General features: G+C 68.1%; 27 protein-coding genes. 7 read left to right on the top strand and 20 right to left on the bottom strand.

Going from position 1 to position 25,311, the window contains the following annotated elements; translation table 11 throughout:
• Positions 1-43 precede the first annotated feature (43 nt).
• Entirely contained in the window at positions 44-556 is a 513-nt protein-coding gene (locus tag ACR9FL_RS05805; protein ID WP_436357659.1) for a c-type cytochrome, read from the top strand.
• Positions 557-729: 173 nt separating this feature from the next.
• On the opposite strand, the gene ACR9FL_RS05800 is transcribed toward ACR9FL_RS05805, so the two are convergent.
• The 4 genes from ACR9FL_RS05800 to ACR9FL_RS05785 form a co-directional block, all read right to left on the bottom strand.
• Entirely contained in the window at positions 730-3,963 is a 3,234-nt protein-coding gene (locus ACR9FL_RS05800; RefSeq protein ID WP_296174992.1) for an efflux RND transporter permease subunit, read from the bottom strand.
• On the bottom strand, positions 3,963-5,096 hold the full coding sequence (locus tag ACR9FL_RS05795) for an efflux RND transporter periplasmic adaptor subunit (RefSeq protein ID WP_436357657.1): 1,134 nt from the start codon (positions 5,094-5,096) through the stop codon (positions 3,963-3,965). Before ACR9FL_RS05795 ends, ACR9FL_RS05800 begins: the two co-directional genes overlap by 1 nt.
• A 110-nt stretch (positions 5,097-5,206) precedes the next feature.
• Entirely contained in the window at positions 5,207-5,977 is a 771-nt protein-coding gene (locus ACR9FL_RS05790) for a hypothetical protein (protein WP_436357655.1), read from the bottom strand.
• Positions 5,974-6,738, bottom strand: coding sequence for a class II aldolase/adducin family protein (locus ACR9FL_RS05785; RefSeq protein WP_436357653.1), 765 nt, complete (start codon positions 6,736-6,738; stop codon positions 5,974-5,976). The genes ACR9FL_RS05790 and ACR9FL_RS05785 overlap by 4 nt, the downstream gene beginning before the upstream one ends.
• Before the next feature lie 166 nt (positions 6,739-6,904).
• Between ACR9FL_RS05785 and ACR9FL_RS05780 the strand changes: the two genes are divergently transcribed.
• The 3 genes from ACR9FL_RS05780 to ACR9FL_RS05770 all read left to right on the top strand — a co-directional run bounded on the left by ACR9FL_RS05780 (position 6,905) and on the right by ACR9FL_RS05770 (position 9,383).
• Positions 6,905-8,038, top strand: coding sequence for a DUF2336 domain-containing protein (locus ACR9FL_RS05780; RefSeq protein ID WP_436357651.1), 1,134 nt, complete (start codon positions 6,905-6,907; stop codon positions 8,036-8,038).
• A 31-nt stretch (positions 8,039-8,069) separates the two neighbouring features.
• Positions 8,070-8,846: an NAD kinase gene (locus ACR9FL_RS05775; RefSeq protein WP_436357649.1), complete on the top strand. Its 777-nt coding sequence runs from the start codon at positions 8,070-8,072 to the stop codon at positions 8,844-8,846.
• Positions 8,847-8,909: 63 nt separating this feature from the next.
• Positions 8,910-9,383, top strand: coding sequence for an Hpt domain-containing protein (locus tag ACR9FL_RS05770; RefSeq protein ID WP_436357647.1), 474 nt, complete (start codon positions 8,910-8,912; stop codon positions 9,381-9,383).
• A 70-nt stretch (positions 9,384-9,453) separates the two neighbouring features.
• Here ACR9FL_RS05770 and ACR9FL_RS05765 read toward each other — a convergent pair whose 3' ends face one another.
• Both ACR9FL_RS05765 and ACR9FL_RS05760 read right to left on the bottom strand, forming a co-directional pair.
• Positions 9,454-10,596, bottom strand: coding sequence for a DUF2336 domain-containing protein (locus tag ACR9FL_RS05765; RefSeq protein ID WP_436357645.1), 1,143 nt, complete (start codon positions 10,594-10,596; stop codon positions 9,454-9,456).
• Positions 10,597-10,693: 97 nt separating this feature from the next.
• Positions 10,694-11,500: a transglycosylase SLT domain-containing protein gene (locus tag ACR9FL_RS05760; protein ID WP_436357644.1), complete on the bottom strand. Its 807-nt coding sequence runs from the start codon at positions 11,498-11,500 to the stop codon at positions 10,694-10,696.
• A gap of 129 nt (positions 11,501-11,629) precedes the next feature.
• Here ACR9FL_RS05760 and ACR9FL_RS05755 point away from each other — a divergent pair, with 129 nt between their 5' ends.
• Positions 11,630-12,364, top strand: a complete 735-nt coding sequence (locus ACR9FL_RS05755; protein ID WP_436357642.1) for a TonB family protein — start codon at positions 11,630-11,632, stop codon at positions 12,362-12,364.
• A gap of 9 nt (positions 12,365-12,373) precedes the next feature.
• Here the strand turns inward: ACR9FL_RS05755 and ACR9FL_RS05750 are convergent, their stop codons facing one another.
• Together ACR9FL_RS05750 and ACR9FL_RS05745 are read right to left on the bottom strand one after the other, a co-directional pair.
• On the bottom strand, positions 12,374-13,384 hold the full coding sequence (locus ACR9FL_RS05750; RefSeq protein WP_436357640.1) for an NAD(P)/FAD-dependent oxidoreductase: 1,011 nt from the start codon (positions 13,382-13,384) through the stop codon (positions 12,374-12,376).
• A 48-nt stretch (positions 13,385-13,432) separates the two neighbouring features.
• Positions 13,433-15,283 (bottom strand): phosphoenolpyruvate carboxykinase (GTP), encoded by a 1,851-nt coding sequence (locus ACR9FL_RS05745; protein ID WP_436357638.1) that lies wholly within the window; start codon positions 15,281-15,283, stop codon positions 13,433-13,435.
• 215 nt (positions 15,284-15,498) lie between these two features.
• Between ACR9FL_RS05745 and ACR9FL_RS05740 the strand changes: the two genes are divergently transcribed.
• A complete protein-coding gene (locus ACR9FL_RS05740) occupies positions 15,499-16,125 on the top strand; it encodes a DUF938 domain-containing protein (RefSeq protein ID WP_436357636.1) in 627 nt (208 codons plus the stop codon).
• 28 nt (positions 16,126-16,153) lie between these two features.
• Here the strand turns inward: ACR9FL_RS05740 and ACR9FL_RS05735 are convergent, their stop codons facing one another.
• Complete coding sequence (locus ACR9FL_RS05735) at positions 16,154-16,648, bottom strand: hypothetical protein (RefSeq protein ID WP_436357635.1); 495 nt, start codon at positions 16,646-16,648, stop codon at positions 16,154-16,156.
• 311 nt (positions 16,649-16,959) lie between these two features.
• Here ACR9FL_RS05735 and ACR9FL_RS05730 point away from each other — a divergent pair, with 311 nt between their 5' ends.
• A complete protein-coding gene (locus ACR9FL_RS05730) occupies positions 16,960-17,727 on the top strand; it encodes a pseudouridine synthase (protein WP_436357633.1) in 768 nt (255 codons plus the stop codon).
• 4 nt (positions 17,728-17,731) lie between these two features.
• On the opposite strand, the gene ACR9FL_RS05725 is transcribed toward ACR9FL_RS05730, so the two are convergent.
• From ACR9FL_RS05725 to ACR9FL_RS05675, 11 genes are all read right to left on the bottom strand, one after another.
• The gene (locus ACR9FL_RS05725; protein WP_296174960.1) at positions 17,732-18,031 is read right to left on the bottom strand and encodes a transcriptional regulator; all 300 of its coding nucleotides are present in this window, start codon (positions 18,029-18,031) and stop codon (positions 17,732-17,734) included.
• Positions 18,028-18,402 (bottom strand): hypothetical protein, encoded by a 375-nt coding sequence (locus ACR9FL_RS05720; protein ID WP_436357631.1) that lies wholly within the window; start codon positions 18,400-18,402, stop codon positions 18,028-18,030. Before ACR9FL_RS05720 ends, ACR9FL_RS05725 begins: the two co-directional genes overlap by 4 nt.
• A 155-nt stretch (positions 18,403-18,557) precedes the next feature.
• On the bottom strand, positions 18,558-19,322 hold the full coding sequence (locus tag ACR9FL_RS05715) for an ATP12 family chaperone protein (protein WP_436357629.1): 765 nt from the start codon (positions 19,320-19,322) through the stop codon (positions 18,558-18,560).
• A gap of 8 nt (positions 19,323-19,330) precedes the next feature.
• On the bottom strand, positions 19,331-20,008 hold the full coding sequence (locus tag ACR9FL_RS05710; RefSeq protein WP_436357628.1) for an HAD-IA family hydrolase: 678 nt from the start codon (positions 20,006-20,008) through the stop codon (positions 19,331-19,333).
• The gene (locus tag ACR9FL_RS05705) at positions 20,005-21,486 is read right to left on the bottom strand and encodes a putative 2OG-Fe(II) oxygenase (protein ID WP_436357626.1); all 1,482 of its coding nucleotides are present in this window, start codon (positions 21,484-21,486) and stop codon (positions 20,005-20,007) included. Before ACR9FL_RS05705 ends, ACR9FL_RS05710 begins: the two co-directional genes overlap by 4 nt.
• The gene (locus tag ACR9FL_RS05700; protein WP_296174973.1) at positions 21,483-22,478 is read right to left on the bottom strand and encodes an RluA family pseudouridine synthase; all 996 of its coding nucleotides are present in this window, start codon (positions 22,476-22,478) and stop codon (positions 21,483-21,485) included. The genes ACR9FL_RS05705 and ACR9FL_RS05700 overlap by 4 nt, the downstream gene beginning before the upstream one ends.
• On the bottom strand, positions 22,475-22,873 hold the full coding sequence (crcB, locus tag ACR9FL_RS05695) for a fluoride efflux transporter CrcB (protein WP_436357624.1): 399 nt from the start codon (positions 22,871-22,873) through the stop codon (positions 22,475-22,477). The genes ACR9FL_RS05700 and crcB overlap by 4 nt, the downstream gene beginning before the upstream one ends.
• Positions 22,874-22,922: 49 nt before the next feature.
• Positions 22,923-23,417: a CC0125/CC1285 family lipoprotein gene (locus ACR9FL_RS05690; RefSeq protein WP_296174977.1), complete on the bottom strand. Its 495-nt coding sequence runs from the start codon at positions 23,415-23,417 to the stop codon at positions 22,923-22,925.
• Between the two features lie 233 nt (positions 23,418-23,650).
• Positions 23,651-24,379: an RluA family pseudouridine synthase gene (locus tag ACR9FL_RS05685; protein ID WP_436357622.1), complete on the bottom strand. Its 729-nt coding sequence runs from the start codon at positions 24,377-24,379 to the stop codon at positions 23,651-23,653.
• A gap of 11 nt (positions 24,380-24,390) precedes the next feature.
• Positions 24,391-24,837 (bottom strand): hypothetical protein, encoded by a 447-nt coding sequence (locus ACR9FL_RS05680; RefSeq protein WP_436357620.1) that lies wholly within the window; start codon positions 24,835-24,837, stop codon positions 24,391-24,393.
• Positions 24,838-24,906: 69 nt separating this feature from the next.
• A complete protein-coding gene (locus tag ACR9FL_RS05675) occupies positions 24,907-25,296 on the bottom strand; it encodes a VOC family protein (protein ID WP_436357619.1) in 390 nt (129 codons plus the stop codon).
• Positions 25,297-25,311: the final 15 nt, after the last annotated feature.

Here is a 25,311-nt window from a genome sequence, read left to right as displayed (position 1 = left end):
CCCATCGGCTATCAAGGGCGACTGGCCTATGGAGTTCGCTCAAATGGAGTCCCCCTTGCGCACCGCCCCGACCCTTATCGCTGTCCTGAGCGCCGCCCTGGCCCTGGCCGCCTGCGGCGACAACGCCGCCCCCGCCGCCGATGCGCCGCCCAAGGCTCCGCCCCCGCCCGCGCCGACCGAGGCTGAAAAGGCCGCCATGCTGGCCGCCCTGCCCGCCCCCTACAACGCCGGCGACCTGGAGAACGGCCGTCGCGCCTTCGCCCGTTGCCGCTCTTGCCACACCATCACGCCCGGCGGACCGAACATGGCGGGACCGAACCTGTACGGCGTCTTCGGTCGTCAGGCCGGCGCCCTGGACAAATACAGCTATTCCCACGCCCTGCGCTCGGCCGGATTCACCTGGGACGCCGACAAGCTGGACCACTGGCTGGAAAACCCTAAGACCTTCCTGCCCGGCAACAAGATGACCTTCGCCGGCCTGCGCGACGCCACGGACCGCCGCGACGTCATCGCCTTCCTGAAGGTCGAGACGGGCTACAAGCCGACGGGCGAGTGACCCTTCCCTTCTCCCCTTGCGGGAGAAGGTGGCCGAGCGGAGCGAGGTCGGATGAGGGGTTGCGCGACGGCGGCTGCGGGTCTCGGATCAACGTGTGGCGCAACCCCTCATCCGTCGGCCTGCGGCCGCCACCTTCTCCCGCAAGGGGAGAAGGATTCACTGGCCCGTGACGCTCACCCCGGCGTCATGTCCGGCGTCTTGCCCTCGGCGATCTCCTGGGCCTCCCATTCCTCGATCTTGCGCGCAGTGTATTCCGGCGACTTGGTGAAGCGCGCCAGAACGCCATAGATCACCGGCACCACGAACAGGGTCAGCATGGTGGCGAAGATCGCTCCGGTGAAGATGACCACGCCGATGGTCTGGCGGCTGCCCGCGCCCGCGCCTTGCCACAGCATCAGCGGCAAAGCGCCGAAGGCGGTGGCGATCGAGGTCATGATGATCGGGCGCAGACGCAAGCTCGACGACTCGATGATCGCCTCGCGGATCGACCGGCCCTGATCGCGCAGTTGGTTGGCGAACTCGACGATCAGGATGCCGTTCTTGGCCGCCACCCCGATCAGGATGATCAGACCGATCTGGCTGTAGATGTTCAGGCTGGAGCCCGCCATCAACAGGCCGAACAGGCCGCCCGCCGCCGCCAGAGGCACGGTCAGCATGATGACCGCCGGCGTGATCCAGCTCTCGAACTGAGCCGCCAGCACCAGGAAGACCAGCAGCAGAGCCAGGGCGAAAGCCCAGCCCACGGCGCTGCCCGCCTCCTGCTGATCCCGCGCCGCGCCGCCCCAGCGGATCGTCGCCAGGCCCTGAGGCTGCTTGGCCACCTCGGCGTTGAGGAAGGCCACGGCGTCGTCGATGGTGGTGCCGGGATTCAGGTCCGCCTGCAGGGTGATGGCCCGCTGGCGGTCCAGACGACGACGGTCGGGCGTGTCGCCCGAGGTCTGGGTCGTGACCACCGCCGACAGCGGCACCAGTTGCCCCGCCCCGGTCGAGACATAGAGGGCCTCAAGGTCCGCCACGCCGCGACGGTTGTCGCGATCGGTCTGCAGGATGACGTCGTATTCCTGCCCCCCCTTGATGTAGGTGGTGGCGCGACGCGATCCGAACATGGTCTCGAGCGCACGACCAATCTGCTGCGAGGATACGCCCAGGGCCGCCGCCTTCTGCGGGTCGACGTCGACCAGCAGGCGCGGCGCATTGGGCTCATAGTTGAGGCGCGGGCGCGAGAAGCCGGGATTCTCCTGCGCCGCCGCCAGGATGGGCTGCAGCCAGTTGTAGATCGGGCCGTATTCGGCGCCCGTCACGATCATCTCGACCGAGTTGGAGTTGCCGCCGCCCCGCTGGAAGGCGCCGGGGGTCGAGGCGTTGACCTGGGCGTCGGTCTGGCCGCGCAGCTTGCCGTTCAGTTCCTGGGCGATCTCGTCGGCTGAGCGGGTGCGCTCCGACCAGTCGGACAGGTTCAGCACCCCGTTGCCGGAGTTGTAGCTGCCGCCGCCGAAGCCGGGCGAGGACACCAGATAGTTGGCCGCCTCGCCGCTTTCACGATACTCGGCCAGGATGGGCTCCAGACCCAGCATGATCTTGCGGGTGTAGTCAAAGCCGGCGCCTTCGGGACCGGACACCCGCAAAGTGACCCGGCCGCGATCCTCGTTCGGAACCAGTTCATTGGGCAGGACCAGGAAGATGCCCCCGGCCCCCGCCGCGACCAGGATGATCAGGCCCACCACCCCGCCCACGGCGGCGCGGCGACCCAGCAGGGCGTTCAGCGAGTTGGCGTAGGAGTTCTTGAGCGCGTCCATGGCCCGATCGACGCGGCGCGCCAGCCAGCCGTTGCTCTCGGCCGGCTTCAGGATCTTGGACGCCAGCATAGGCGACAGGCTCAGCGCCAGGAAGGCCGAGAAGGCCACGGCCGCCGCGATGGCCGCCGCCAGTTCGACGAACAGACGTCCGACATAGCCAGGCAGGAACAGTAGGGGCGCGAACACCGACAGCAGGACCACGGTCGTCGCCACCACGGCGAAGAAGACCTGACGCGCGCCGCGCTCAGCGGCCACCAGCGGCGGCTCGCCATGATCCAGACGGCGCTGAATGTTCTCGACCACGACGATGGCGTCATCCACCACCAGGCCGATGGCCAGAACCAGGGCCAGCAGGGTCAGAAGGTTCAGCGAGAAACCCAGGGGCGCCAGGACGATGAAGGTCGCCAGCAGACAGATGGGCGCCACCACCGAGGGGATGACCGCCGCCCGCAGGCTGCCCAGGAAGATGAAGTTGACCAGGGCCACCAGGGCCATGGAGATGCCGATGGTGATCCAGACCTCGTCGATGGCGTGCGAGGTGAAGACCGAGTTGTCGGACCCGACCTCCAGCGTGGTGCCGGGCGGCAGCGTCGGCTTGATCTGCTCCATCAGGGCGCGGGCGCCCTCGGAAATGGCCAGGTCGTTGGACTGGGCCTGACGGGTGACGGCTAGACCGATCTGATCGATGCCGTTGCCGCGGAACAGGCGCCGCGCCTCGGCGGGGGCCTCTTCGATCCGGGCGATGTCGCCCAGGCGCGTGACATAGGCGGCGTTGCCCACAAGGGCGCCGGTCACGCCGTTGGTCATGGAGGTGGACGCCGCCGCCAACGTGCCGGAGCTTTGCGCTCCCGTCGCCGTCGAGGCCGAACCGCGCGTGCCGATCGGCAACTGGGCGAAGTCGGCGGGCCGCGCATAGGTGCGAGCCACGCGGACGGTGTAGTCCTTCTGCGCCGACTCCAGCGAGCCGGCGGGCAGTTCGACGTTCTGATTGGTCAGGGCCGTCTCGACGTCGCTGACGGTCAGGCCGCGCGCGGCCATGGCGGCGGCGTCCAGCCAGATACGCATGGCGTAGCGCTGCTCGCCGTAGATCTGCACCTGGGCCACGCCCGGCACGGTGGCGAAGCGGTCCACCAGATAGCGGTCGGCGTAGTCCGTCAGCTCCAGACGGTTCATCGTCGTGGAGCGCAGGAACATGATGATGATGGGCTGACTGTCCGAGTCGGCCTTGGCCACCTCGGGCGGGTCGGCCTGATCCGGCAGACGGCCGACGACGCGCGAGATGCGGTCACGAACGTCGTTGGCGGCGTCGTCGATGTTGCGATCCAGCGAAAACTCGATGTTCACATTGGAGCGGCCGTCACGGCTCGTCGAGTTGATGCGCTCGACGCCCTGGATGCCCGCGATCTGCTGCTCGATCGGCTCGGTGATCCGGCTTTCGATCACCTCGGCTGAGGCGCCGGCGTAGCTGGTGTTGACCGAGACGATCGGCGGATCGACGTCCGGCAGCTCACGCACCGGCAGGAAGAAGAAGGCCGCCAGGCCGATGACGCACAGGACGATGGCCCCGACCGCCGCGAAGACGGGACGGCGGACCGAAACATCGGACAGCATCATGGGCGCGCCGCCTGAGCCGTGTTCGCGGCGCCCTTGGGCTGGGCCGCGCCGCCGACGGTGACAGGCGCGCCGGGCTGGATGCGGTTCAGGCCCGAGGCGACCACGTGATCATTGTTGTCCAGACCCGACAGGATCTCGACGAAGCCGCCCTCGACGGCGCCGGTCTGCACCTCGACGCGCTGGGCGGTCGTGCCGTTCTCGCCGCGCGCGATGCGATAGACGAAGGCGCCCTGCCCCTCATACTGAACGGCGGCTTCGGGCACCGACAGGCTCTGGCGGCGGCCCTGATGCACGGCGACGCGCATCATCATGCCGGGGCGGATGCGATTGCCGGGGTTGGCGAACTCGGCGCGGGCGATAACGGCGCGGGTCTGTTCGTTGACGCGCGTATCCAACAGGGCGATGCGGCCGTCAAAGGTCTCGCCTGCATAGGCGTCGGCGCTGGCGCTCAGCGGCGTGCCGACCTGCAGCGCGCCCAGGTAGCGTTCCGGCAGGGGGAAATCGACGCGGATGGCGCTGGTGTCGTCCAGGGTGGTGATGACCGATCCGGGCGAGATCAGGGTGCCCGGCGTCACCGTCGTCAGGCCCAGAACCCCGGCGAAGGGCGCGCGCAGGATGCGGTCGCCGCGACGGGCTTCCGACGCCGCCACGGCGGCGCGAGCGGTTTGCAGCGCGGTCTCGGCGGTTTCGGCGGTGACGCGCGGCGCGACGCCGCGTTCGGCCAGGATCTTGTAGCGATCATATTCACGCTGGGCCTGGGCCAGCTGCGCGCGGGCCTGGATCAGGTCGGCGTCTTCCTCGCGCGCCTGCAGTTCCACCAGCGGCGTGCCCGCCGCGACGCGTTGACCGTCGGTGAACATGACGCGGGTGATCAGTTCAGTCGTGTTGGAGGTGATGTTGACCGAGCGCTTGCTGCGCGCCACGCCTAGGACGCGGATCTGATCGGCGAACTCACGCGGGGCGGCGATGGCCTCGGCCACGGCCTGACCCCGCCCGCCGCCGGGACCGCCCCGACCGGGTCCGCCTGCGCCGCCCTTGTCGTCCGCCAGGGTGATCTTCAGGACCGCCGCCAGGACCATCAGCCCCACCAGACACGCCGCCGCTATGATGAAAAAATGGCGTTTGAACACGCGACGCAGTCTCCCCGACAACAAGCGGTCCCGCTTAGCGGGTCATGGCCGTTACGCAAATAAAGTATCTGTAACGTGGAACCGCCGGAGTTCCGTCGCGGCAAGGCGGTCTAAAAACGCCGCCAGAGTCCAATAATCGGCCCGCGCGATATGGCGATTTCGTGCCCCGCCACCGCGTGTCGCCAACCGGCCTGAACGCTCCAGTCGCCGAACCGACGCACCGCCGAACCTTCGAGCGACAGCCAGCCCGCGCTGGCGCCGTCGGGGGCCTTGTCCGTCACGCCGGCGAACATCTGCCCCATCACCATCCAGTCCTGCCCCAGATGCACGCCCGCGGTCACGTCCATTCGCACCTCGTCGGTTAGGCCGCTGCGCCAGCGACGCGCCAGTTGGGCCTCGACGAAGGTGCGTGGCTCGCTCCAGCTACGGCCGCCCATCACGCGAAGTTCCCAATCGCTGTCGCCGGCCCCCGGCGGCGCATAGCCTGCGTTGCGCCCCTCGCCGCCCTGGGCGTAGCCGGCATAGACCGCCACCACATTGTCTGGGTCGCGATAGACCTGCCAACGCGCTCCGATCTCCAGCGGACCGCGCCCGTCGAAGTCGACATAGGCGTCGCGCCCCTGCTGCCACTCGCCCTTGACCTGCAGGGTCAACCGGTCGGTCACGCCATATTCGACCAGCATGGAGGCGGTGCGGTCGACCCGCCCGCCGGGCAGGTCGAAGCGGCCGCCGAACGGGCCAAAGGCCTCATCGGCGCGCATGTCCTCGTATTTCAGGATCGCCTGCCCCTGCCCTTTTGGCAGGTTCCAGGCCCCGGCGTCGGCCGGCGTCGCCCCAACCGCCGCCAACCCCAGTCCGATCAGCCCCCCGACCGCCTTCACACGTCGTAGCCCGGTGATTTTCGTTCCAGTTGACGCAGGGCGCCAGGCCAGGCCAGGGCGGAGACGAAGCCGATGCCGCGCCCCTGGTCCTTGGTCTCGGCCTGGGCGGCGTCCGGGGCGATCAGCACGTTCTCGCGCCCGCCCGACAGGGCCGCCACCTGCTGGGCGCAAGCCCGCTCCAGGAAGAAGATCCCGACCCAGGCCTGAGCCGCCGTCTCGCCCACCGCCATCGTGCCGTGGTTGCGCAGCAGCATCAGCGGCTTGTCGCCCAAGTCCGCCACCAGCCGCTCGCGCTCGTCATGGTTCAGCGCCAGACCTTCATAGCCGTGGTAGGCGATCTGATGCTGCAGCAGGCAGGCGTTCTGGCTGACGGGCAGCAGACCCTCCTTCTGGGCCGCCACGCCGACACCGCTCACCGTGTGCAGGTGGATGACGAATTTGGCGTCGTCACGCGCCGCATGCACGGCCGAGTGAATGGTGAATCCGGCCGGATTGATGAAGTTGGTCGTCTCCTGGACGATGCTGCCGTCCAGATCGACTTTCACCAGGGAAGAGGCTGTAATTTCGTCGAAATACCAGCCGTAGGGATTGATCAGGAAGTGGTGTTCCGGTCCGGGCACGCGGGCCGAGATATGGGTGAAGATCATGTCGTCCCACCCGTGCAAGGCCACCAGGCGGTAAAGCGCCGCCAGTTCGACCCGCACCTGCCACTCGGCCTCGGACACCCGCGATTTCAGCGACGACGTCGATCCGTCCGCCATGACGACCTCCCTTATCATTGTTCGGTTGAAGGTCGCCCCGCCTCGCGCCGCCGTCAAGCGACCCGCGTTAGCCTCGGAAGGATTTCATTAACCCTGTTTTCACGCCCGCGACCGATGATGACGCGCGGCCAAGGCGGTCGCCTTTTTTTGATCCGCGGAGCCGCCGGTGCCCACAGTCGTTCCGCTAGACTCGGCCAAGCCCTCGCAGGCGGTTCCCCTGTCCGGGCTGAACCAGTTGCTGGACCTGGCCAAGAAGCGCTCGCCCGACGATCAGAACCGTCTGCTGACAGGGATCGCCGGCCTCTATGAATCCGCCGGCGCTCATGGCGGCGCGCCCGAGGCTCTGGCCGACATCTTCATCGCCCTGACCCGCGACGCCGAGCGTGAAATCCGTCGGACCCTGGCCCAGCGATTGGCGAAGGCCGACTGGCCCCCCGCCGCCCTGGTGCGGATGCTGGCCGCCGACGAAATCGACATCGCCCGCCCGGTGATCGCCGCCAGCCCCCTGCTGCTGGACGACGACCTGTTGCAGCTTCTGGCCGACTGTTCGATCGAGCATCAGATTCAGGTCGCCCTGCGCCCCGACATCGGCGCAGCCGTGGCGCGCGCCATCGTCGCCGGCGGCGACCCGGCCGTGATGACCGCCCTGGCCACCAACCGCAGCGCTCGCATCGAAACCGCCGCCTTCGCCGACCTGGTCGCGCGGTCGCGACAACTGGCCGCCCTGCGCGCGCCGCTGACCCGCCACCCGTCACTGGACGAGACCCTGGCCCTGCGCCTGTATCAATGGGTCGGCGAGGCGCTGCGCCAGGCGATCAGCGATCGCTTCACCCTCAACCCCGAACGACTGGCCGAGGCGGTCCAGGCCGCCGCCCATCACGGCGCGGCCGTCGAGTGGAAGACCGTGGCCGCCCTGCCCGCCACCGAAGACGTCGACGCCCGGCTGGTGGCCAAGCTTCATGCCGCGGGTCAGCTTCGCCCCGCCTATCTGATCCGCGCCCTGCGCGAGGAAAAGCTGGGCGTCTTCGCCCACGGCCTGGCCACCCTGGGCCGGTTCGAGGTGTCACAGGTTCTGCACGCCCTCGGCGGCGATACGGCGCGCCCCCTCTTCCTGGCCTGCATCGCGGTGGGACTGGATCGCGCCGCCTTCCCAGCGATTCTGACCGAAATCCGCAAGCTGAACAAAGGCTTCCCGCGCGATCCCGACAGCTCCGCCTGGCGTCTGGCCGAACGGTCCGCTGATCAAGCCGCCTATGAATTTCGTCTCTTGATGGCCGATGTCGACGGCGCTTCCGTTTGACACAGGGGCTCCGCTCAGCTTGCGTGAAGGCGTGAACACCTCCGCCCCCCTCGCCCTGACCTTCGTCGCCAGCGACCGCCCCGAAGCCGAGGCGGCGCGGGTGCGGCTGACCGAGCGCTACGGCTCGGTTCCGGTGGCCCAGGCCGACGTCATCGTGGCCCTGGGCGGCGACGGCTTCATGCTGGAGACCCTGCACAACAACCTGCAGCTCCGCACCCCGGTTTACGGCATGAACCGCGGCTCGGTCGGCTTCCTGATGAATGACTATGACGAGGACGACCTGCCGGCCCGCCTGGCAGAGGCCGACCGCACCGTCATCCATCCGCTGCAGATGGACGCCTGGGTCGAGGGCGGCGAGGTCCATAGCGGCCTGGCCATCAACGAGGTCTCGCTGCTGCGTCAGACGCGCCAGACCGCCAAGCTGCGCGTCAGCATCAACGACAAGGTGCGGCTGGAGGAGTTGAGCTGCGACGGCTGCATGGTGGCCACGCCTGCGGGATCGACCGCCTACAACCTGTCGGCGCACGGTCCGATCATCCCCCTTGACGCCCCCAGCCTGGCCCTGACGCCGATCAGCGCCTTCCGTCCCCGACGGTGGCGCGGCGCCTTGCTGTCGCACACGGCGCGAGTGCGTTTCGAGGTCTTGGAGCCGGACAAGCGGCCTGTCAGCGCCACGGCCGATAATTTCGAGGTTCGCCGCGTCAGCCGAGTCGAGGTGCGCGAGCGTCGCGACATCAGCCTGACCATGCTGTTCGACGCCGGACGCTCCTTCGAGGAACGCGTCATGACCGAGCAATTCGCCAGCTGAAACGTCACGGGTTTTTAAGGCTCGGTCGCGTAAACTGACCTCAAGAGTTCAGGAGCCCGTCACGTGAGCAACCCTCCCCAGGTCATTCGTCCGCCCAACCCTCTGCGCGCCAAGGTCGGCGGCTTCGGGGGCATCGACGCCGACGCCATCGCCAAGGCCGAGGCCGCCCTCAAGGCCATGTCGGCCCAGTTCGGCCAGTGGCTGAATGACGAGATCGTCAAGCTGGATCAGGCCCAGGCCGACATCCGCGCCAAGGGCTATACGCCCGAGACGGCCGAGGCCCTCTATTTCCGCGCTCACGACCTGAAGGGCCTGGGCGCCACCTATCAGTATCCGCTGGTCACCCGCATCGCCGGTTCGCTGTGTCGCATGATGGACGACGCTGACAAGCGAATGCAGGCCCCGATGGCCATTCTCGACGCCCACATCGACGCTATCCGCGCCGTAGTCCGCGACGAGATCCAGACCGACGAGCACCCGGTCGGCCGCGAACTGGCCGAGACGCTGGAAGCGCGCGTCGCCGACCACCTGGCCTGACGTTCGAAAACAGACAAAGGAAAAGGCGCCGCCGATGCCGGGGGCGCCTTTTTTCATGCCTGGCAGTTGATCAGGCGGCGCTGACGGCGGCCTCCGCGCCCTGAGCCGCCGGACGGTCCAGCCGCTCCATCAGATAGGCCAGATCGTCGCGCGAGGTATTGGGGCGCTGACTCAGGAAACGCTCCAGCATCCGCTGGCGGAAGTCGTCGCTGGCCGTGTCGCCGCCTTCGGCCTGCAAGGCGCGCCAGGTGTCGACGCCCGCGCGGAAGGCCTGGAACAGACGCGGCGGCAGCCCCGCGCGGTCATAAATGGCCTTCAGCCCCAGGGGCCCGGCGTCATGCACCATCAGCCAGGCCCGATGATGCGGCGTGCCGGTCAGTTCCGCCAGGGCGTGCTCGAACAGGGCCATCTGCCCCCGCGCCAGCGCCCGCAGCAACAGAGACGCATTCAACGCCTTGCGGGCGTTCAACCCGGCGACAAAGGCCGGCAGGTCGTTGCTGACCCGCGCCTGATCCACCAGATCGACCGTCGCCCGCTCGCGCGCGAAATGGGCGAACTGGATGGCGGTCTCGGGCGCCACCGCATGACGCGTCACCAGGTGCTCGCGCACGGCGTCGCTGGCCAGGGCCACCAGCCGTTCGGTCACCGACAGCGGCAGGACCTGACGATAGGCGATGGCGGCCACGATCTCGGACGTCTGGCCGAAGCGGTCGATCACCACGCCCAGGGCCGCTTCGGAAATGTCGGCGTTGTCGTTGGCCGCCAGGGCGCGCACCGCCGACACGCCGCCCTCTGCGGCCAGCACCGTCGCCACATCGCGGGGCACGCGATGACGCGACGCCACCGCGTTCTGGCGCACGGCCGAACCGGCGCGAACGATCTCGATCAGGTCGTCATCGGTAAAGACCGGCGAACTGGTGATGATGGGCAGGGCGACGCTGTCCACGTCAGCCACCAGGCGACGGGCCACCTCGCGCGGCATCAGGTCGGAGGACTTCAACGTCACCGCCAGGGCGCGGCGCACCAACTCAGCCGTATCATTGGCCATGACCGTCAGGATTTTCTGCGCCGCCGCTCGATCCGCCTCGTCCAGAGGCATCCGGTCGATGCTGCGGCACAGCTTGTGCGCCGCCGCCGCGCGCTCGTCTTCCGCATCAGACTTGATCAGGCGCCGGATGTCGCTTTCCGTCAGTCGGGCGCGGTAGGCGGTCATGCAAGGAGCTCATGAGCTAGGCGGGCGAAGAATCAATCGTCACGCTTAGCTTTACATAGTTAACGCCTCGTTAGGAGTGAGGCGAAACTACGTTCGTTCAGACAGAGGTCTCGGCAGGCGGCGCGAAGGCCCCGCCGAAGCCGCTGCTCTTGCCGCCCTGACCATCCTGGCCCAGCAGCAGGGCCAGCAAACTCTGGTCCTGTTTCAGCCGATCCAGACGCGCCGCCAGCATGCGGTCCTTTTCGCTCAGGTCCGGCATGGCGCTCTTCGGCGCCGACCCGACGCCCGACGCCGGCGCGCCCTCGCCCGCTGTGCGCTGCAGGTTGGCGTGAACCTCGGCCACCGTGGCGTGGCGGCCATTGCGATAGAAGATCGAACGATTGGCCGAGGCCGCGTCGGGGAAGAGCGACGCCGCGCTGGCGCCCGGCCGCGACTGCATGGCCTCCATCAGCTTGGCGGCGCCCGCCGGGCCGAGGAAGTGGGCGGCGTAGAGGTCGCCGGCGCCCGGCTCCTGTCCCGTGCGACCACGCAGATAGGCGGCGTTGGAGGCCGTCAGCTCCGCCGCCATGGTCGAGGCCGCCTGGGCGTCGAAACGCAGGTCCAGCACCACGTTGCGGGCCGAGCCCTGCACCCGCCACCGCCCGTCGTCGCCGCGCTGGATCAGGTCGGCGTACTGGCCGTAGCCGTGCTTGGCGCCGTGCTGCTTCACCGTGGCCAGCCAGGTCTGCTCGATGAACTGGAACAGGCCCGAGGCGGACGAGGTCGAGGCCCGCGCGGAGGGGTTCATCGCGCTTTCACGACGCGCCGTCTTCATCAGGAAGTCAAAGTCCACGCCGGTCGTGCTGGACGCACGCCGAATGGCCGCCTCAACCCCGCCAGACGATGGAATCGCTCCTACGCTCATATGGTTGACGGTCGCTAACCAAGGTTAATGAATGCCTAATAAACAAGCGCCGCAATAAAGCCGCAAGCCTGGCGCGAACTTCATCTCGTGGGCGCTGGGGAGGGCCGACGACAGGAGGCGTTGAAGGCCATGATGATGAGAACCGCGGGCGGGCCCGGACTGGTCAGCCCTATCGATTTCGCCGAACGGAAAAAGCCGATCCCGCGCTGGATGTGGGCGGCCATCGGGGTGTCGGCCCTGGTCCACGTCGGCGCCGGGGTGTGGCTCTATAATCAGCGGTTCGAGTTGGCGGACATTCCCGTGGAAAGCGAGGGGCCGATCACGCGCATCGACATCCTGCCCATGCCCAAGCCGCCGGAACCGACCATCACGCCCAAGGTTCCTCCGGCGCCGACTCCGCCGATCCACCGGCCCGAGACGGTCATTCCGTCCAACGTGGCGCCGCTGCCGGTTCCGATCGCACCCGTCACCTCGATTGACGCCGGACCGGCCATCAACATCACCGCGCCCGCCAGCGAGCCTTCGACCGGCACGGCGGTTAGCGCCGAGCCGGTGCGGACACCGCCGGTCATCACCAACCCCGACTGGGTCAGGAAGCCATCGGCCGAGCAGATGATGCGGGCCTACCCCTCCAACGCCGAGGCGCGCGGCGTCAGCGGCGTGGCCAACCTGTCCTGCCTGGTCAAGGTGGACGGCAGCCTGACCGGCTGTTCGGTCGCCTCGGAAACGCCGGGCAATCAGGGCTTCGGGCGGGCGGCCCTGGGCCTGACGCGCTACTTCCGTCTCAGCCCGCGCACGGTCGATGGTCAGGCCGTCGACGGCGCCCGCGTCAGCATGGCCATTCGCTTCACCCTGCCCGAGTAGGCTCGACGGCTAGGTAAAGCGACGGGGGGCGAGGGTCGGTTCTTTCGAGGACCGGCCCTCGACTTCGTCAGCCACCACGCCCGCCACCAGCGGCCCCAGCAGCCAGCCGTTGCGGCGCGGCCCCAGGGCCAGGTGCAATCCCTGCCCCACAGCCCCCGCCATGGGCAGGCCGTCGGGCGTGGCTCCGCGCACCCCGGCGCGCCACTCGATCTGAAGCGGACGCGGCGTCCGGCCCAGCACGGCCCAGGCCGCCGCCAGCATCTGGGCGCAGCGTTCGGGATCGGGCGTCAACGACCGCTCGCCCGCCTCCATCGTGGCCCCGATCACGCAGCCCTGTCCCATGGGCGCGACATAGGCGCCGGGCCCGCGCACGACATGATCGACCAGCCGCTCGCTCACCAGACCGATCTGCCCCCGGATCGGCGTGATCAAGCCCAGCAGGCGCACCAAATCCTCAGGCAGGCCCGCCATCGCCTCAGCCGCCCCGGTCGCCAGCACGACCTGATCGGCCTCAACTGGACCCGCCGTCGTCTCGACGCGCCAGCGCGCGCCCTCACGCGTCAGCCCCGTTGCACGGCCCTCGATCAAGCGAACGCCTCGGCCCAGCGCCGTCAGCGCCTGTCCCGGCTCAACCTTCCAGTCTTCGTGCGTCGTCAGCCGCCCCGCATCGCGGTCGTACTCATGCGTAAAGCCCAGGGCCGCCAGACGCTCTGCCAGAGCTTCGACATTCCCACCGCGCCACTCGGCCGGGTCGCGATCCAGCGCGACGCCCGTCGCCGCCGCGAACGCGCTCCAGGCGTCGCGACCGCGCCGCAGCAGTTCAGCATGATCCGGGCTCAGGTCGTCGACGGCGCTTTCCATCGCCGGGGCGATCATGCCCGCCGCAACACCCGAGGCGTTCAGACCTCCCGGATCAACCACGGTGACCGCATGGCCCCGCCGGGCCAGTTCCGCCGCCGTGCACAGGCCTAGAACGCCCGCGCCGACCACCAGTATGTCTTGAGAATTGAAAAGGGGCACGGGCTGTCCTTCGACCTCCCGCGCCCCGATTTCAACCCGGCTTTTGTCTTACTCGGCGGCCAGCTTGGCGGCGCGCGCCTCTTCCAGACGCTTGGTCAGGGCCGCGTGCTGGCCCCACAGGGCCTTGGGCAGACGATCGCCGAACTTCTCGTAGAAGGCGGGGATCAGGGCCGCTTCCTCGGTCCAGACCTCGGCGTCGACGTCCAGCAGGATCTTCAGGTCGGCGTCCGACAGGCTCAGACCCGACAGGTCCAGCGCCGCCTTGGTCGGCAGACGGCCGACCGGGGTGTCCACGGCCTCGGCCTTGCCGTCCAGACGCTCGACGATCCACTTCAGCACGCGGGCGTTGTCGCCAAAGCCCGGCCAGACGAACTTGCCGTCCTCGTTCTTGCGGAACCAGTTGACGAAGAAGAGGCGCGGCAGCTTGGCGGCGTCGGCCTTCTCGCCCAGCTTCAGCCAGTGGCCGAAATAGTCACCCATGTTGTAGCCGCAGAAGGGCAGCATGGCGAAGGGGTCGCGGCGCAGCTCGCCGACCTTGTTCTCGGCGGCGGCGGTGCCTTCCGAGGCCACGGTCGAGCCCATGAAGACGCCGTGCTCCCAATCAAAGGCTTCCGTCACCAGCGGCACGGCCGAGGCGCGGCGACCACCGAACAGGATGGCGTCGATCGGCACGCCCGCCGGGTCTTCCCACTCGGGCGCGATGGCCGGGCACTGACCGGCGGGGGCGGCGAAGCGGGCGTTGGGGTGAGCGGCGGGCTCGCCAGAGGCCGGATCGTGCGGCTGACCTTTCCAGTTTGTCAGGCCAGCCGGCGCTTCCTTGGTCAGGCCTTCCCACCAGACGTCGCCGTCGGCGGTCAGGGCGACGTTGGTGAAGATGGTGTTCTTCGCCAGGGTCTCGAGCGCATTGTGGTTGGTGTTGCGGCTGGTGCCCGGAGCCACGCCGAAGAAGCCCGCTTCCGGGTTCACGGCGTACAGACGACCGTCGTCGCCGAAACGCATCCAGGCGATGTCGTCGCCGACCGTCTCGGCCTTCCAGCCCGCCAGCGCCGGTTGCAGCATGGCCAGGTTGGTCTTGCCGCAGGCCGACGGGAAGGCGGCGGCCACGTATTTGGACACGCCCTCGGGGCTGGTCAGCTTGAGGATCAGCATGTGCTCGGCCAGCCACCCCTCGTCACGAGCCATGATCGAGGCGATGCGCAGGGCGTAGCACTTCTTGCCCAGCAGGGCGTTGCCGCCGTAGCCCGAGCCGTAGGACCAGATTTCGCGCGTTTCGGGGAAGTGGACGATCCACTTGTCGTCATTGCAGGGCCACGGCACATCGGCCTGACCTTCAGCCAGGGGCGCGCCCAGGGTGTGCACGGCGGGAACGAAGACGCCGTCGGCGCCCAGCATGTCCAGCGCGCCCTTGCCCATGCGGGTCATGACGCCCATCGACACGGCCACATAGCCGCTGTCGGTGATCTCGACGCCCAGGGCGGAGATCTTGGAGCCCAGCGGGCCCATGCAAAAGGGAACGACATACATCGTCCGGCCCTTCATGCAGCCGTCGAACAGGCCGTCGAGGCGGTCGCGCATCTCGATCGGATCGGCCCAGTTATTGGTCGGGCCGGCGTCGGCCTCGTCTTCCGAGCAGATGAAGGTGCGGCTCTCGACGCGGGCCACGTCCTTGGGGTCAGAAGCGGCGTAGTAGCAGCCGGGGCGCTTGGCCTGATCCAGTTCCTTCAGCGTGCCCTTGCCGATCAGGTCGGCGATGATGGCCGATTTTTCGGCTTCCGAACCGTCGCACCAGTGGACCCGGTCCGGCTTGGTCAGGGCCGCGATCTGGGCGACCCAGGCGACCAGGCCCTTGTGCTCGGTCGGCGCGGGATAGAGTCCCGGAATCGATACGTCTGCAGTCACAACTATGGTCTCCTGAACCGTGCCGCCCGACGATCTGACGCCGTCGTGGCGAGTCGGGCGCCGATCACGCCCTGTTACAGGCGCAATGCCACCAGAGGCGACGCAAGGTCAACCGTTGCCGGAATTCACCCTGCTCGGAATAAAATTGCTGCATCGCAGCATGTTTTCCGGTCGCCCGTCGCGCCGAGTGGCGATACCACAGTCGGATGCGCACCATGGACACCCTGACCGCCCGTCCTGACGGAGCCCTGGCCTCCCCGGCCTCGCTTCGCAATGCCGAACCGATCCTGCACCTGCTGCGCGCCCATCTGCCCAAAAGCGGGCGGGTTCTGGAAATCGCTTCCGGCTCAGGCCAGCACGCGGTCTTCTTCTCCGGCGCCCTGCCCGGCCTGGACTGGACGCCCAGCGACCCCAGCGCGGACGCGCGCGCCAGCATCGCCGCCTGGGCCGCCGAGGTCGCGACGGAGCGACTTCAGGCGCCGCTGGCGCTGGATTGTCAGGACGAGGCGACCTGGCCCGAGGCGCAGTTCGACGCCGTCGTCTGCATCAACATGGTCCACATCAGCCCCTGGGCGGCGACCGAGGGACTGATGAAGCTGGCCGAGCGCGCCCTGCCCCGGCCCGGCGGCCTGCTCTATCTCTATGGCCCCTATCGCGAGCCCGAGGTCCCTCTGGCCCCGTCCAACGAAGCCTTTGACATCAGCCTGAAGGCGCGCGACCCGGCCTGGGGCCTGCGCGACCGGGACGCGGTCACGGTCCTGGCCAAGTCGCACGGCCTGACGCTGACGTTGCGGACGGACATGCCCGCCAACAACATCAGCCTGATCTTCAGACGAACCTGATCAGCGCCTTTCGAGCAGGCGCCCGCGATCAGGAAATGGTCGCAACCACCGCCGACAGTTGGGCGCGATCATTGATCAACGCGACCTTGTCGCCCTGGAAGACGGCGCCCGGCGCCTCCGCCGCCACGCCATAGACTTCTGCCGCCAAGGCCACGCCCTCGCCAAAGGCCAGGACCGGCAGGCCCTGCGTCTTGGCCAACGCCAGCAGCGCCTTCACCTGAGCCACGCCCGCCTCATCCGTCGCACCGCCCGGCGCCACCACGCCCTTGACCCGTCCGCCGCTGATGTCGTCCGCCGTCGCGGTCGCCAGCACGGTCACGCCGCCGCTGACCAGACTGGCGTCGCCGGTCGAGACCGGGGCCAGGGACACGCCGTCAAAGCGCAGCGCCGTCTCCATGTCGCCCAGTGGACCGAAATCCATGCGGCTGCGCATGATCAGGGCCATGCGCAGACGCACGGGCGCGGGCCGGTTGAAGCCCTGACGAGGGCGGGGTGCGGTCGAGGTGTTACGTTGAGCGTACAAGACGTCTCCTTCGAAGGTTGTCGTTCAATATTCGTTCGCCAGTTCAGAATGGATCAGGCGAAACGCCCCTGACGTGGAACTGAAAACGGGAATCGCCGCGTCACGGCGCGGCCGGACGCGATCTGGATCAGTTCGATGGGGTGACTGAACATATAGTCCGCCAGCGCTGAGGGTCAATGTCGGCGCTGGATCATCTGATCTCAGCGATATTCAGAAACGGTGATCGAAATCTATGCGAACATCGCTCGATCCAGCGCTTGCCTGCCCGCCCTCCCGCCTTCTACAGAGCGCCATCGGCAAGGACGGATTTCATGGCTTTCACCCGCACCTATGACGGCCTCGAGCCGGTCCGCATCAACAAGTGGCTGGGGCAGACCGGCGTCTGCTCGCGCCGCGAGGCCGAAGCCTTGATCGCCGCCGGCATGGTCAGCATCGACGGCGAGAGCGTCACCGACGCAGGCCGCAAGATCGAACCGGGCCAGACCCTGACCCTCAACGACCGGGGCGAAGCCGCCCTGGCATCCGGCGTCACCATCCTGATGCACAAGCCGCTGGGCTATGTCTCGGGCCAGCCCGAGCCGGACAAGATCCCCGCCGTGCGCCTGCTGACCGAGGTCAACCGCGTCGGCGAGGGCGTCGTGCCCGCCGAGGACGCCTCCCTGCCCCCCATCGGCCGTCTGGACGAGGATTCGCGCGGCCTGCTGCTACTGTCGTCGGACGGGGTCGTGGCCAAGGCCGTGATCGGCCCGCAATCGCATCTGGACAAGGAATACCTGGTCCGCGTCGAAGGCGACGTGACCGAAAAGAAGCTGGCCCTGCTGCGGCGCGGCCTGATGCTGGACGGGCGCATCCTGAAATACGCCAAGGTCTCACGCATGGAGCAGAACCGCCTGCGCTTCATCCTGACCGAAGGCCGCAACCGTCAGATCCGCCGCATGTGCGAAATGGTCGATCTGGAGGTCGTCGACCTGCTGCGCATCCGCGTCGGCCCGATCCAGTTGAACAACCTGCCCGAGGGCAAATGGCGGATGATCAGCGCCGAGGAGCGCGAGGCCCTGATCAGCGGCTCGGCGGGCTGACCGTTCAGGTCAGCGCAATCCCGGCCAGTCGGTTCAGTTCGAGCACGTGGCTGGCGAACGCCTTCCTGCCTGCCGAGGTCAGGCTGATCCACGTCCGCTGACGGCCCGCCGTCGCCGCCTTGCGCAGCGCGACATAGCCTGCCTCCTCCAACTGTTTCAGGTGTTTGGACAGGACAGAGTCGGACACCTCCAGCCGATCGCGGATCATGGCGAACTCAGCGTCGTCGATCCCCGACAGCAGGGCGCAGATCTGCAACCGTCCCGGCGCATGGATGACAGGGTCGAAAATGGGCGGCGTGCTCATTCAACCGCCTCCGCCAACTCCCGACGCCAGACGGCCAGCCACACCCGGCTGCCCACGATGGCGGCGATAAAGCCCAATACGCCCGACACCATGAACAGCCACCACGGTCCGACCAACCGCCCGTAAAGGGACAGACCGATCAGACCCAGGAAAACCGTCAGCAAGCCGAACGCCGCCCAGCGCGCGCGTTTGGGCGAGTAGCCGCTGACCCACCAACCGAACTTCCTGCGCCACCACATCACCATGACGGCCAGTCCGCCCAGCGCGACCGGCAAGACCAACAGCGACCAGAGCTGCGGCATCCCCTGCCCCGCCACCAGCAGACCGCACACCGCGCCGTAAGCCAGATCATATCCAATGGGGTAGTTCATGGAGGGCGCGAAGCTGGCGCGCGCTTCCCTTATCGACGCGAGGGCCTCTTGAGGGGTCTGCTGATCCTGCGACATGACGAAACCTCACTTTCCAATGCGGAAAGAATATCCGTCACTTTCCATTCAGGCAAGTTATAATTTTCCAACTCGGAAAGTTATAGGGCCAGAGCCCGGAACCACCGGTCCAGCAGCATGGCCTCGTCACGATGCGCAGCGACGCGAGCGGCCGCTTCCTCGTCCACGCCCCAGCGTTCCTCGGTGAAGGCTTCGTCCAGACGCGACAGCTCCAACGCCGCCTGGCCCGACAAGGCGCCGCGCTGCACAGCCAGCCCCAGAACCGCCGAGCCCAACAGTGGCACCGCCGTCGCCAACCCGGTCAGGGCGTGGTCGTCCATCTCCAGCGCCAGGGCCTTGACCCGCTCCAGCGCCTCGGGCGTCTGGGCTCGGTGGATGATGCCTTCGGCGGTATGCAGCTCTATGCCCAGCTCCTTGGCCGCCCAGTCGCGCCACGGCCCCCACGCCGCCTGCTGACGCTCAATCAGCGCCGCCGGATGTTCGGCCAGATAGCAGAGGACATCGGACCCGGCGTAGGCGGCGATCTCTGCGGCCACCGGCTCGCGCGTCTGGCTGACCCGGTCGATGGCGGTCGAGGCCAGGCGGGTGGCGGGCATGGTTCCCGGAAGCAGGAACTCGCCTTGCGCCGCCCATTCATCCGCCACCAGCCGCGCGGCGGCCTCGGTCGGCAGGGTCAGGGTGTTGCCTGCCGGCGTCTTGGGCGTGCGCCCGTCCAGACGCACCGTCCAGCCGCCTTCGTCTTGCGACACGTCGGCGACCGTCCAGAAGCGCTTGATGCGCTCCTCGGACTCGCGGAAGCCCTTGCGGGCGGCGACGTTGGGATCAAGCGGGGGAATGTGGGACATGGGTCGTCTCAGGCAGCGATGGCGGTCAAGGCGAAGCGGTCCAGCGCCGCCTCCAGATCAGGACAGTCGATGGCGACATGATGGGCGCCCGCCGCCGCCTGTTCCTCATGGGTATGGAAACCCCAGCCGACGCCCAGCGGATGCACGCCCGCGTTCCGGGCCATCAGGATGTCGTGGCTGGTGTCGCCGATCATGACGGTCGAGGCCGCATCGGCCCCGCAGGCGCTCATGGCGGCGAACAACATGGCGGGGTCGGGCTTGCCCGGACCGTCGGCGGCGCAATGGCTGGACAGGAAGAGCTCGCTCCACTCCGGCCGCGCCAGATTGCGGGCCACGCCGCGCCGGTTCTGCCCCGTCGCCAGCGACAGCCGCCAGCCGTCGCGCTTCAGTCGCCGCAAGGTGTCCATGACGCCGGGATAGAGGGGCTCCTCGTGCCCCGCCTCGTACATGGCGCGGAAGCTGGCCTGAAAGGCCGCGACGAAGTCCGCCAGCTCGGCGGTCGTCAGTCCGGGCTCCAGCACATGCAAGGCCTTGTCCAGCGTCAGGCCGACGATCTGGCGCACCCGATCATAGGAGGGCTCGGCCAGGCCCAGGTCCCGCGCGGCGTCGCAGCAGGCGCGGTGGATGGACGCCCGGCTGTCCACCAGGGTTCCGTCAATGTCGAAGACTGCGAGCGGGCGGGTCATGCGGGCACTACGTCAAAGGCGATGGTCAGGCGCGTTTCATCGCCCGAAAAAGGAAGGGTCTCGTGCCACATATAGGAGGGGAACAGCACCAGCTTGCCCGGCTCCGGCTTTTCCACCCGCAGGGGCTCGCGAACAGCCGAGGCAAAGGGCGGAACCCCGAAACTGATCCAGCCTTCGCGTCCGCCCCCATCCACCGCCGCCGGCAGGTCGATGTAGCAGGCGGACGACAGCCAGCCCTGACGATGGACGTGGGCCGCATGAAAGCCGTTGGGCGCCAACTGCACCGACCAGCACCCCGCCAGGCGATATCCGCCGCGATTGCGCCGCCGCAGCGGATCGCTCCCCTGCCCCAAGGCCTCGATATGGCGACGGATCGGCGCGTCGATCGCCTGGAAAAAGGCCCTGATCGCCGGATCGTCCGACCGCTCCAGATTCACCTGAGTCTGGGTGCCGTGACGCAGGCTCTGGCCAACCGGATGGGTCTTCACCGTATGCAGGGCTCGCAAGGATTTCGCCAGGTCCGCCAGATAGGTCTTCAGGTCGGGCCAGCCGGTCGGCGCTTGCAGCATCCAGCCGCGAACGCTCGCCTCATGATCGTTCAGCCGCAGGACGGGATCGACCTCGGCGCCGGCGCGCTCCGCCGTCGCCGCCAGGGCCCACAGCAACTGCTCGTCCGGCGCGACGGGCGCCAAGCGGCGCAGGATGTCCGCCGCTTCGCTCGCCTGTCCCGAGATCAATCGGCACCGGGCCAGAATCAACCAGGCGGCCGGATCGTTCGGCGCCAATCGCGCGGCGCGTTCCGCGTGATCCAGCGCCCGCGCCGGATCGACATCCGCGATCAACTCGGCGGCGGTCATTTCCAGCGATGCGCGATCCTGCGGCGCGCCGTTGGTCAGGATGCGCCAGTTCTGCTCGGCTGGAACCCCCGCATAGGCCATCAGCGTCGAGCGGATCATCCGCAAGAGGGCGTCGCCCGGCGCCGCCGCTATCGCACTCTCGATCGGAACGCGGGCCTGCTCCAGATCGCCGGTCCGCATCCAGATCAACTGGCACAGTTCCTTGACCGCATCATGCTGGCCCGGACGGCGCGCCAGCACGGCGCGATAGGCCGCATCCGCCTCGTCGTATCGGTTCTGACCTTGAAGCGCGCGCGCCAGGATCAACCAGGTTTCAGGCGCATCGCCGCCCAATGCCTGGGCGGCGCGAACGGCGGCTTCCGCCTCGGGGAAACGCCCCATGTCGCCCAACAGAGCCGCCAGATTATGCTGGACCGGCACGCTGGCCGGACGGGCGGCGGCGTGGAGCAGCCGCAGGCTCAAGGCCTCCTCTAGTCGCCCCAGACGTTTGAGAATGTCCGCCTGAAGACCGCGAACGACGTCGGCGTCAGCCGCCCGGGCCAACAAGGCCAAGGCTTCCTCATCGCGCCCCTGCGCGATCAGGTCGGCGACGGCCTGACGATCGACGCCCGCTCCGTTCATCGCTGGCGCTTGACCCCTTCAAAGGGATCGACCTCGCTCTCGTCCTCGGAGAAGCCGAAGTGGGCGAAGCCGGCCTTCATCTCGGGGCTGAGGGGCGCCTCGACGATCAGCTTGCCGCCGCGCGGGTGGTCCAGCTCGATGCGGCGAGCGTGAAGCTGCAGCTTCAGCACGCCGGACAACTCACGCGACTTCTCGTCGCCATACTTGGGATCGCCCAGGATGGGGTGGCCGATGGCGGCCATGTGGGCGCGCAGCTGGTGCGTGCGGCCGGTGAAGGGGCGCAGCGCCATCCAGGCGGCGCGATGGGCGGCGCGGCTGATGGTGGCGAAGGCGGTCTCGGCCGGTTCGCCCCTAGGGTCCTTGGGATCGGCCGGACGCATCATCTCGAAGTCGTTGATGCCGGTCTTCTTCAACGCCATGTCGATCTGGCCGTGCGTCGGCTTGGGATTGCCGATGACGATGGCCCAATAGGTCTTCTTGGCCTGACGGCGGGCGAAGGCCCCGGCCAGACGCTTGGCCGCCTCCGGCCCCTTGCCGAGCAGCAGGACGCCCGAGGTGTCGCGGTCCAGACGGTGGACCAGGCGCGGACGATCCATCCCTTCGCCCCAGGCCGACAGCAGGCGGTCGACGTGCTTGGTCGTCTTGGTGCCCCCCTGCACGGCCAGGCCGTGCGGCTTGTTCAGAGCGATGACCATGTCGTCTTCATAGAGGACCAGCGACTTGGCGTAGGCCACGTCGCGTTCGCTCAATTCATGCAGATCGCCGGGCTTGCGCGGATTGGCCTCGGGCAGCGGCGGCACGCGCACGGCGGCGCCCGCGGTCAGGCGGTCCTGCGGCTTGACCCGCGAGCCGTCGACACGGATCTCGCCCTTGCGGGCCATCTTCTCGACCTGGATATGGGTCAGGTGCGGCCAGCGGCGCTTGAACCACCGGTCCAGGCGGATGTCGTGCTCGTCTTCGGCGACATAGAGGGTCTGGACTTCGCGGCTCATGCGCCCACTCCGGTAAACAGTTTGCGCGCGATCATCAGGCCGACGAACAGGGCGGCGATGGAAATGACCACCGAACCCACCGCATAGACGAAAGCCGTGGCCAGTTCACGGCGTTCGATCATCAAAGCCGCTTCCAGCGAAAAGGCCGAGAAGGTGGTGAAGCCGCCCAGCACGCCGACGGCGGCGAACAGGCGGATGCTCTCCTGCCCCGCGCCCGCCTTCAGCGCCAGCCATCCGGCCAGCAGCCCCATCAGCAGACCGCCCGTGATGTTGGCGGTCAGGGTCGCCCACGGCCAGGCCGCGCCGGGAGCCAGGCGCCCGACCGTCAGCCCCAGCCCATAGCGGGCCATGGCCCCCAAGGCGCCGCCGGCGGCGACAAGAAGAAATTGCGTCATGCCGGGCTTCTACACCGACACCGCGGGAATGACAGCGGTCGGCGGGGTCTTACAGCCGGTTGCGGATCGCGTCCTGAACCCGGCGCGCGTCATAGGCCTCGGGGCGATCCGGCTTGGCGCCGCGTCCCATGACGACCTCGAGCGTAGTCGAGGTCGGCTGCGGCCCGCTGAGGTCGAAGCCCAGGCCGACGCCGACGCCCGATGAACGATAGCCGCCATATCGGCTGGACCCTGCCCCGATGGAGACGCTGGGACGCACGCCGCCGGCGCTGTCGGGGCGGCCGTCGATCCAGCGCTGCGTCACCTCGAACCAGTCATAGCCCTGATCGACCGTCAGTTGCGCGGCGCGGAACAACGCACGATCGACCACCGGGCCGGGCGCACCGACGCCGTTGTAGGTGACGCGGAAACGGTTGGATTCGATACGCTGCTCATTGAAGCCCTGCCCGCCCGCCGACTGCTGCGGGCCATAGGGCGCCAGGCTGGCGCAGGCGCTCAGCGCCAGGGCGGAGGCTGCGATCAGGCCGAAGGTCAGACGTTTCATGTCGTTTCTCCCTGCCCGAATAGCGTCGGGCCTGCCGGGATGTTCCGCCGTGAAGCTGAACAGGCGCTGAACCGGCCAGCCGAGGCGCCGTCGTTGCCTCCCCCACGGCCGTCATCCTCGGGCTTGACCCGAGGATCCAGCACAGAGGCGCACTCGACCATTCAGATGTCGCGCAGATGGACAGTCCGATCCTCGGGTCAAGCCCGAGGATGACGGCGGGAAATCTGAGCGTCCTACAGCCCCGCCGCCGCCTTCAAGGCCATGAAGTCCTCGGGCGGCGCCGCTTCCAGCGTCACCCGCTCGCCGCCTTCAGGGTGCGGGAAGGACAGCTTGGCCGCATGCAGCATCAGACGCGGCGCGCCGCGACCGGCAAACGTCAAGGCCCCGCCATAGCGCACGTCGCCGACCAGAGGCCGCCCGATCGAGGCCATATGGACCCGCAGTTGGTGCATCCGTCCCGTCTCCGGCGACAGTTCCACCAGAGCCCCGTCCTCGCTAGACGCAAGCGTGCGATAGCCGCTGACAGCCCCCTGCGCGCCCGGCGCATCGAACTCGACCACCCGCATATAGGATTCGCGCCCGATCTCCTCGCGGCGCAGGGCGGCGGTGATGCGGCCCGACTTCGGCTCAGGAGCGGCGGACACCAGGGCCAGATAGGTCTTCTGGAACCGGCGCATCTGCATGGCCTTGCCCAGAAACCCGGCGGCGGGCTTGGTCTTGGCCGCCAGAATGACGCCCGAGGTGTCGCGGTCCAGCCGATGCACCAGTTCCGGCCGCTTGCCGTTCGAGCGGGCGAAGGCCCACAAAAGGTCATCCAGCGTATGGGCCTGGATGCGGCCGCCCTGGCTCGACAGGCCCGACGGCTTGTTAAAGGCGATGATGTGCGCGTCCTCGTGGATGACCCACGAACGGACGGCGGCGATGTCTTCTTCGGTCAGGGAAGCGGGCTGGCGGGTTTTCACCCGCCGAGCCTTTAGCGGAGGACGCCCTTCTTCGCCATGGCCGAGGCGTACCAGATGAAGAAGACGCAACCGGCTCCGATGACGACGTTCATCACCCAGGCGTTCGGCCCCATCACGCTCGACGCATCGGACAGGCCATAGCTGTAGATCAACCCGCCGATGAAGCCGAGGAACGACAGGACGAAGACGGGCGTGGCCCACCGCCGTCGCGCCAGCAGCAGCAGGGCGCCCAGCATCCCGCCCCACACCCCGATGGCCCAGGTCGCGTGCGTCCAGGCAGGCATGGCGTCAAAATAGGCGATCTGCGCGTCGGTCATGCCAAAGGCGCGCAGGTGAGCCTCGCCCTTCAGATGGGTCATCGCATAGTCCCAGCAGCCGAAGGCGTTCCACAGAACCGCCACGACGCCCACGACCCACAGATGCCAGGGCGTGCGTTGCGTTCTCATAATGTCGGTCATTTTCCCTCCCCAGGTTGCCGATCGCCGTGAGGCTATGCCCAAACCGCCATGCTTAACAATGAACGGTGATCAGGAACCGACAACGCGCCACGGCGGGTTCATCCGGTTCTCGCCAGCCCAGTAGAAGCACAGGCGATTGCCGTCGGGGTCGCGCAGCCAGGCTTCGCGCCACAGCCAGGTCTGATCTACAGGGTCATGGTCGAACGCCACGCCCGCCGCCTTCAGCGCCGCCACCCGCTCGTCCAGATCGGCGCACTCGAAATAGATGCCCGCGCCGCCGGGCGTCACCTGATCGGCCAGATGGATGGAAAAGGTTGCGGGCGCCGCCGATCCGTCGCCGGGACAGACGAAGCGGGCATAGTGGTCGCTGGACACGATCATCGTCAGCCCCAGCCGCTGATAGAAGGCCTTAGCGCGCGGGACGTCCGTGGTTTCGACGGTGACCTGATTGAGATTCATGGCGTTACGCGCTCC

It is taken from the genome of Brevundimonas sp. CEF1, assembly GCF_051353055.1.
Classification (GTDB): Bacteria; Pseudomonadota; Alphaproteobacteria; order Caulobacterales; family Caulobacteraceae; genus Brevundimonas.
Note: the sequence above shows the minus strand (reverse complement) of the source record. Positions and strands in the feature narration are given on the sequence as shown.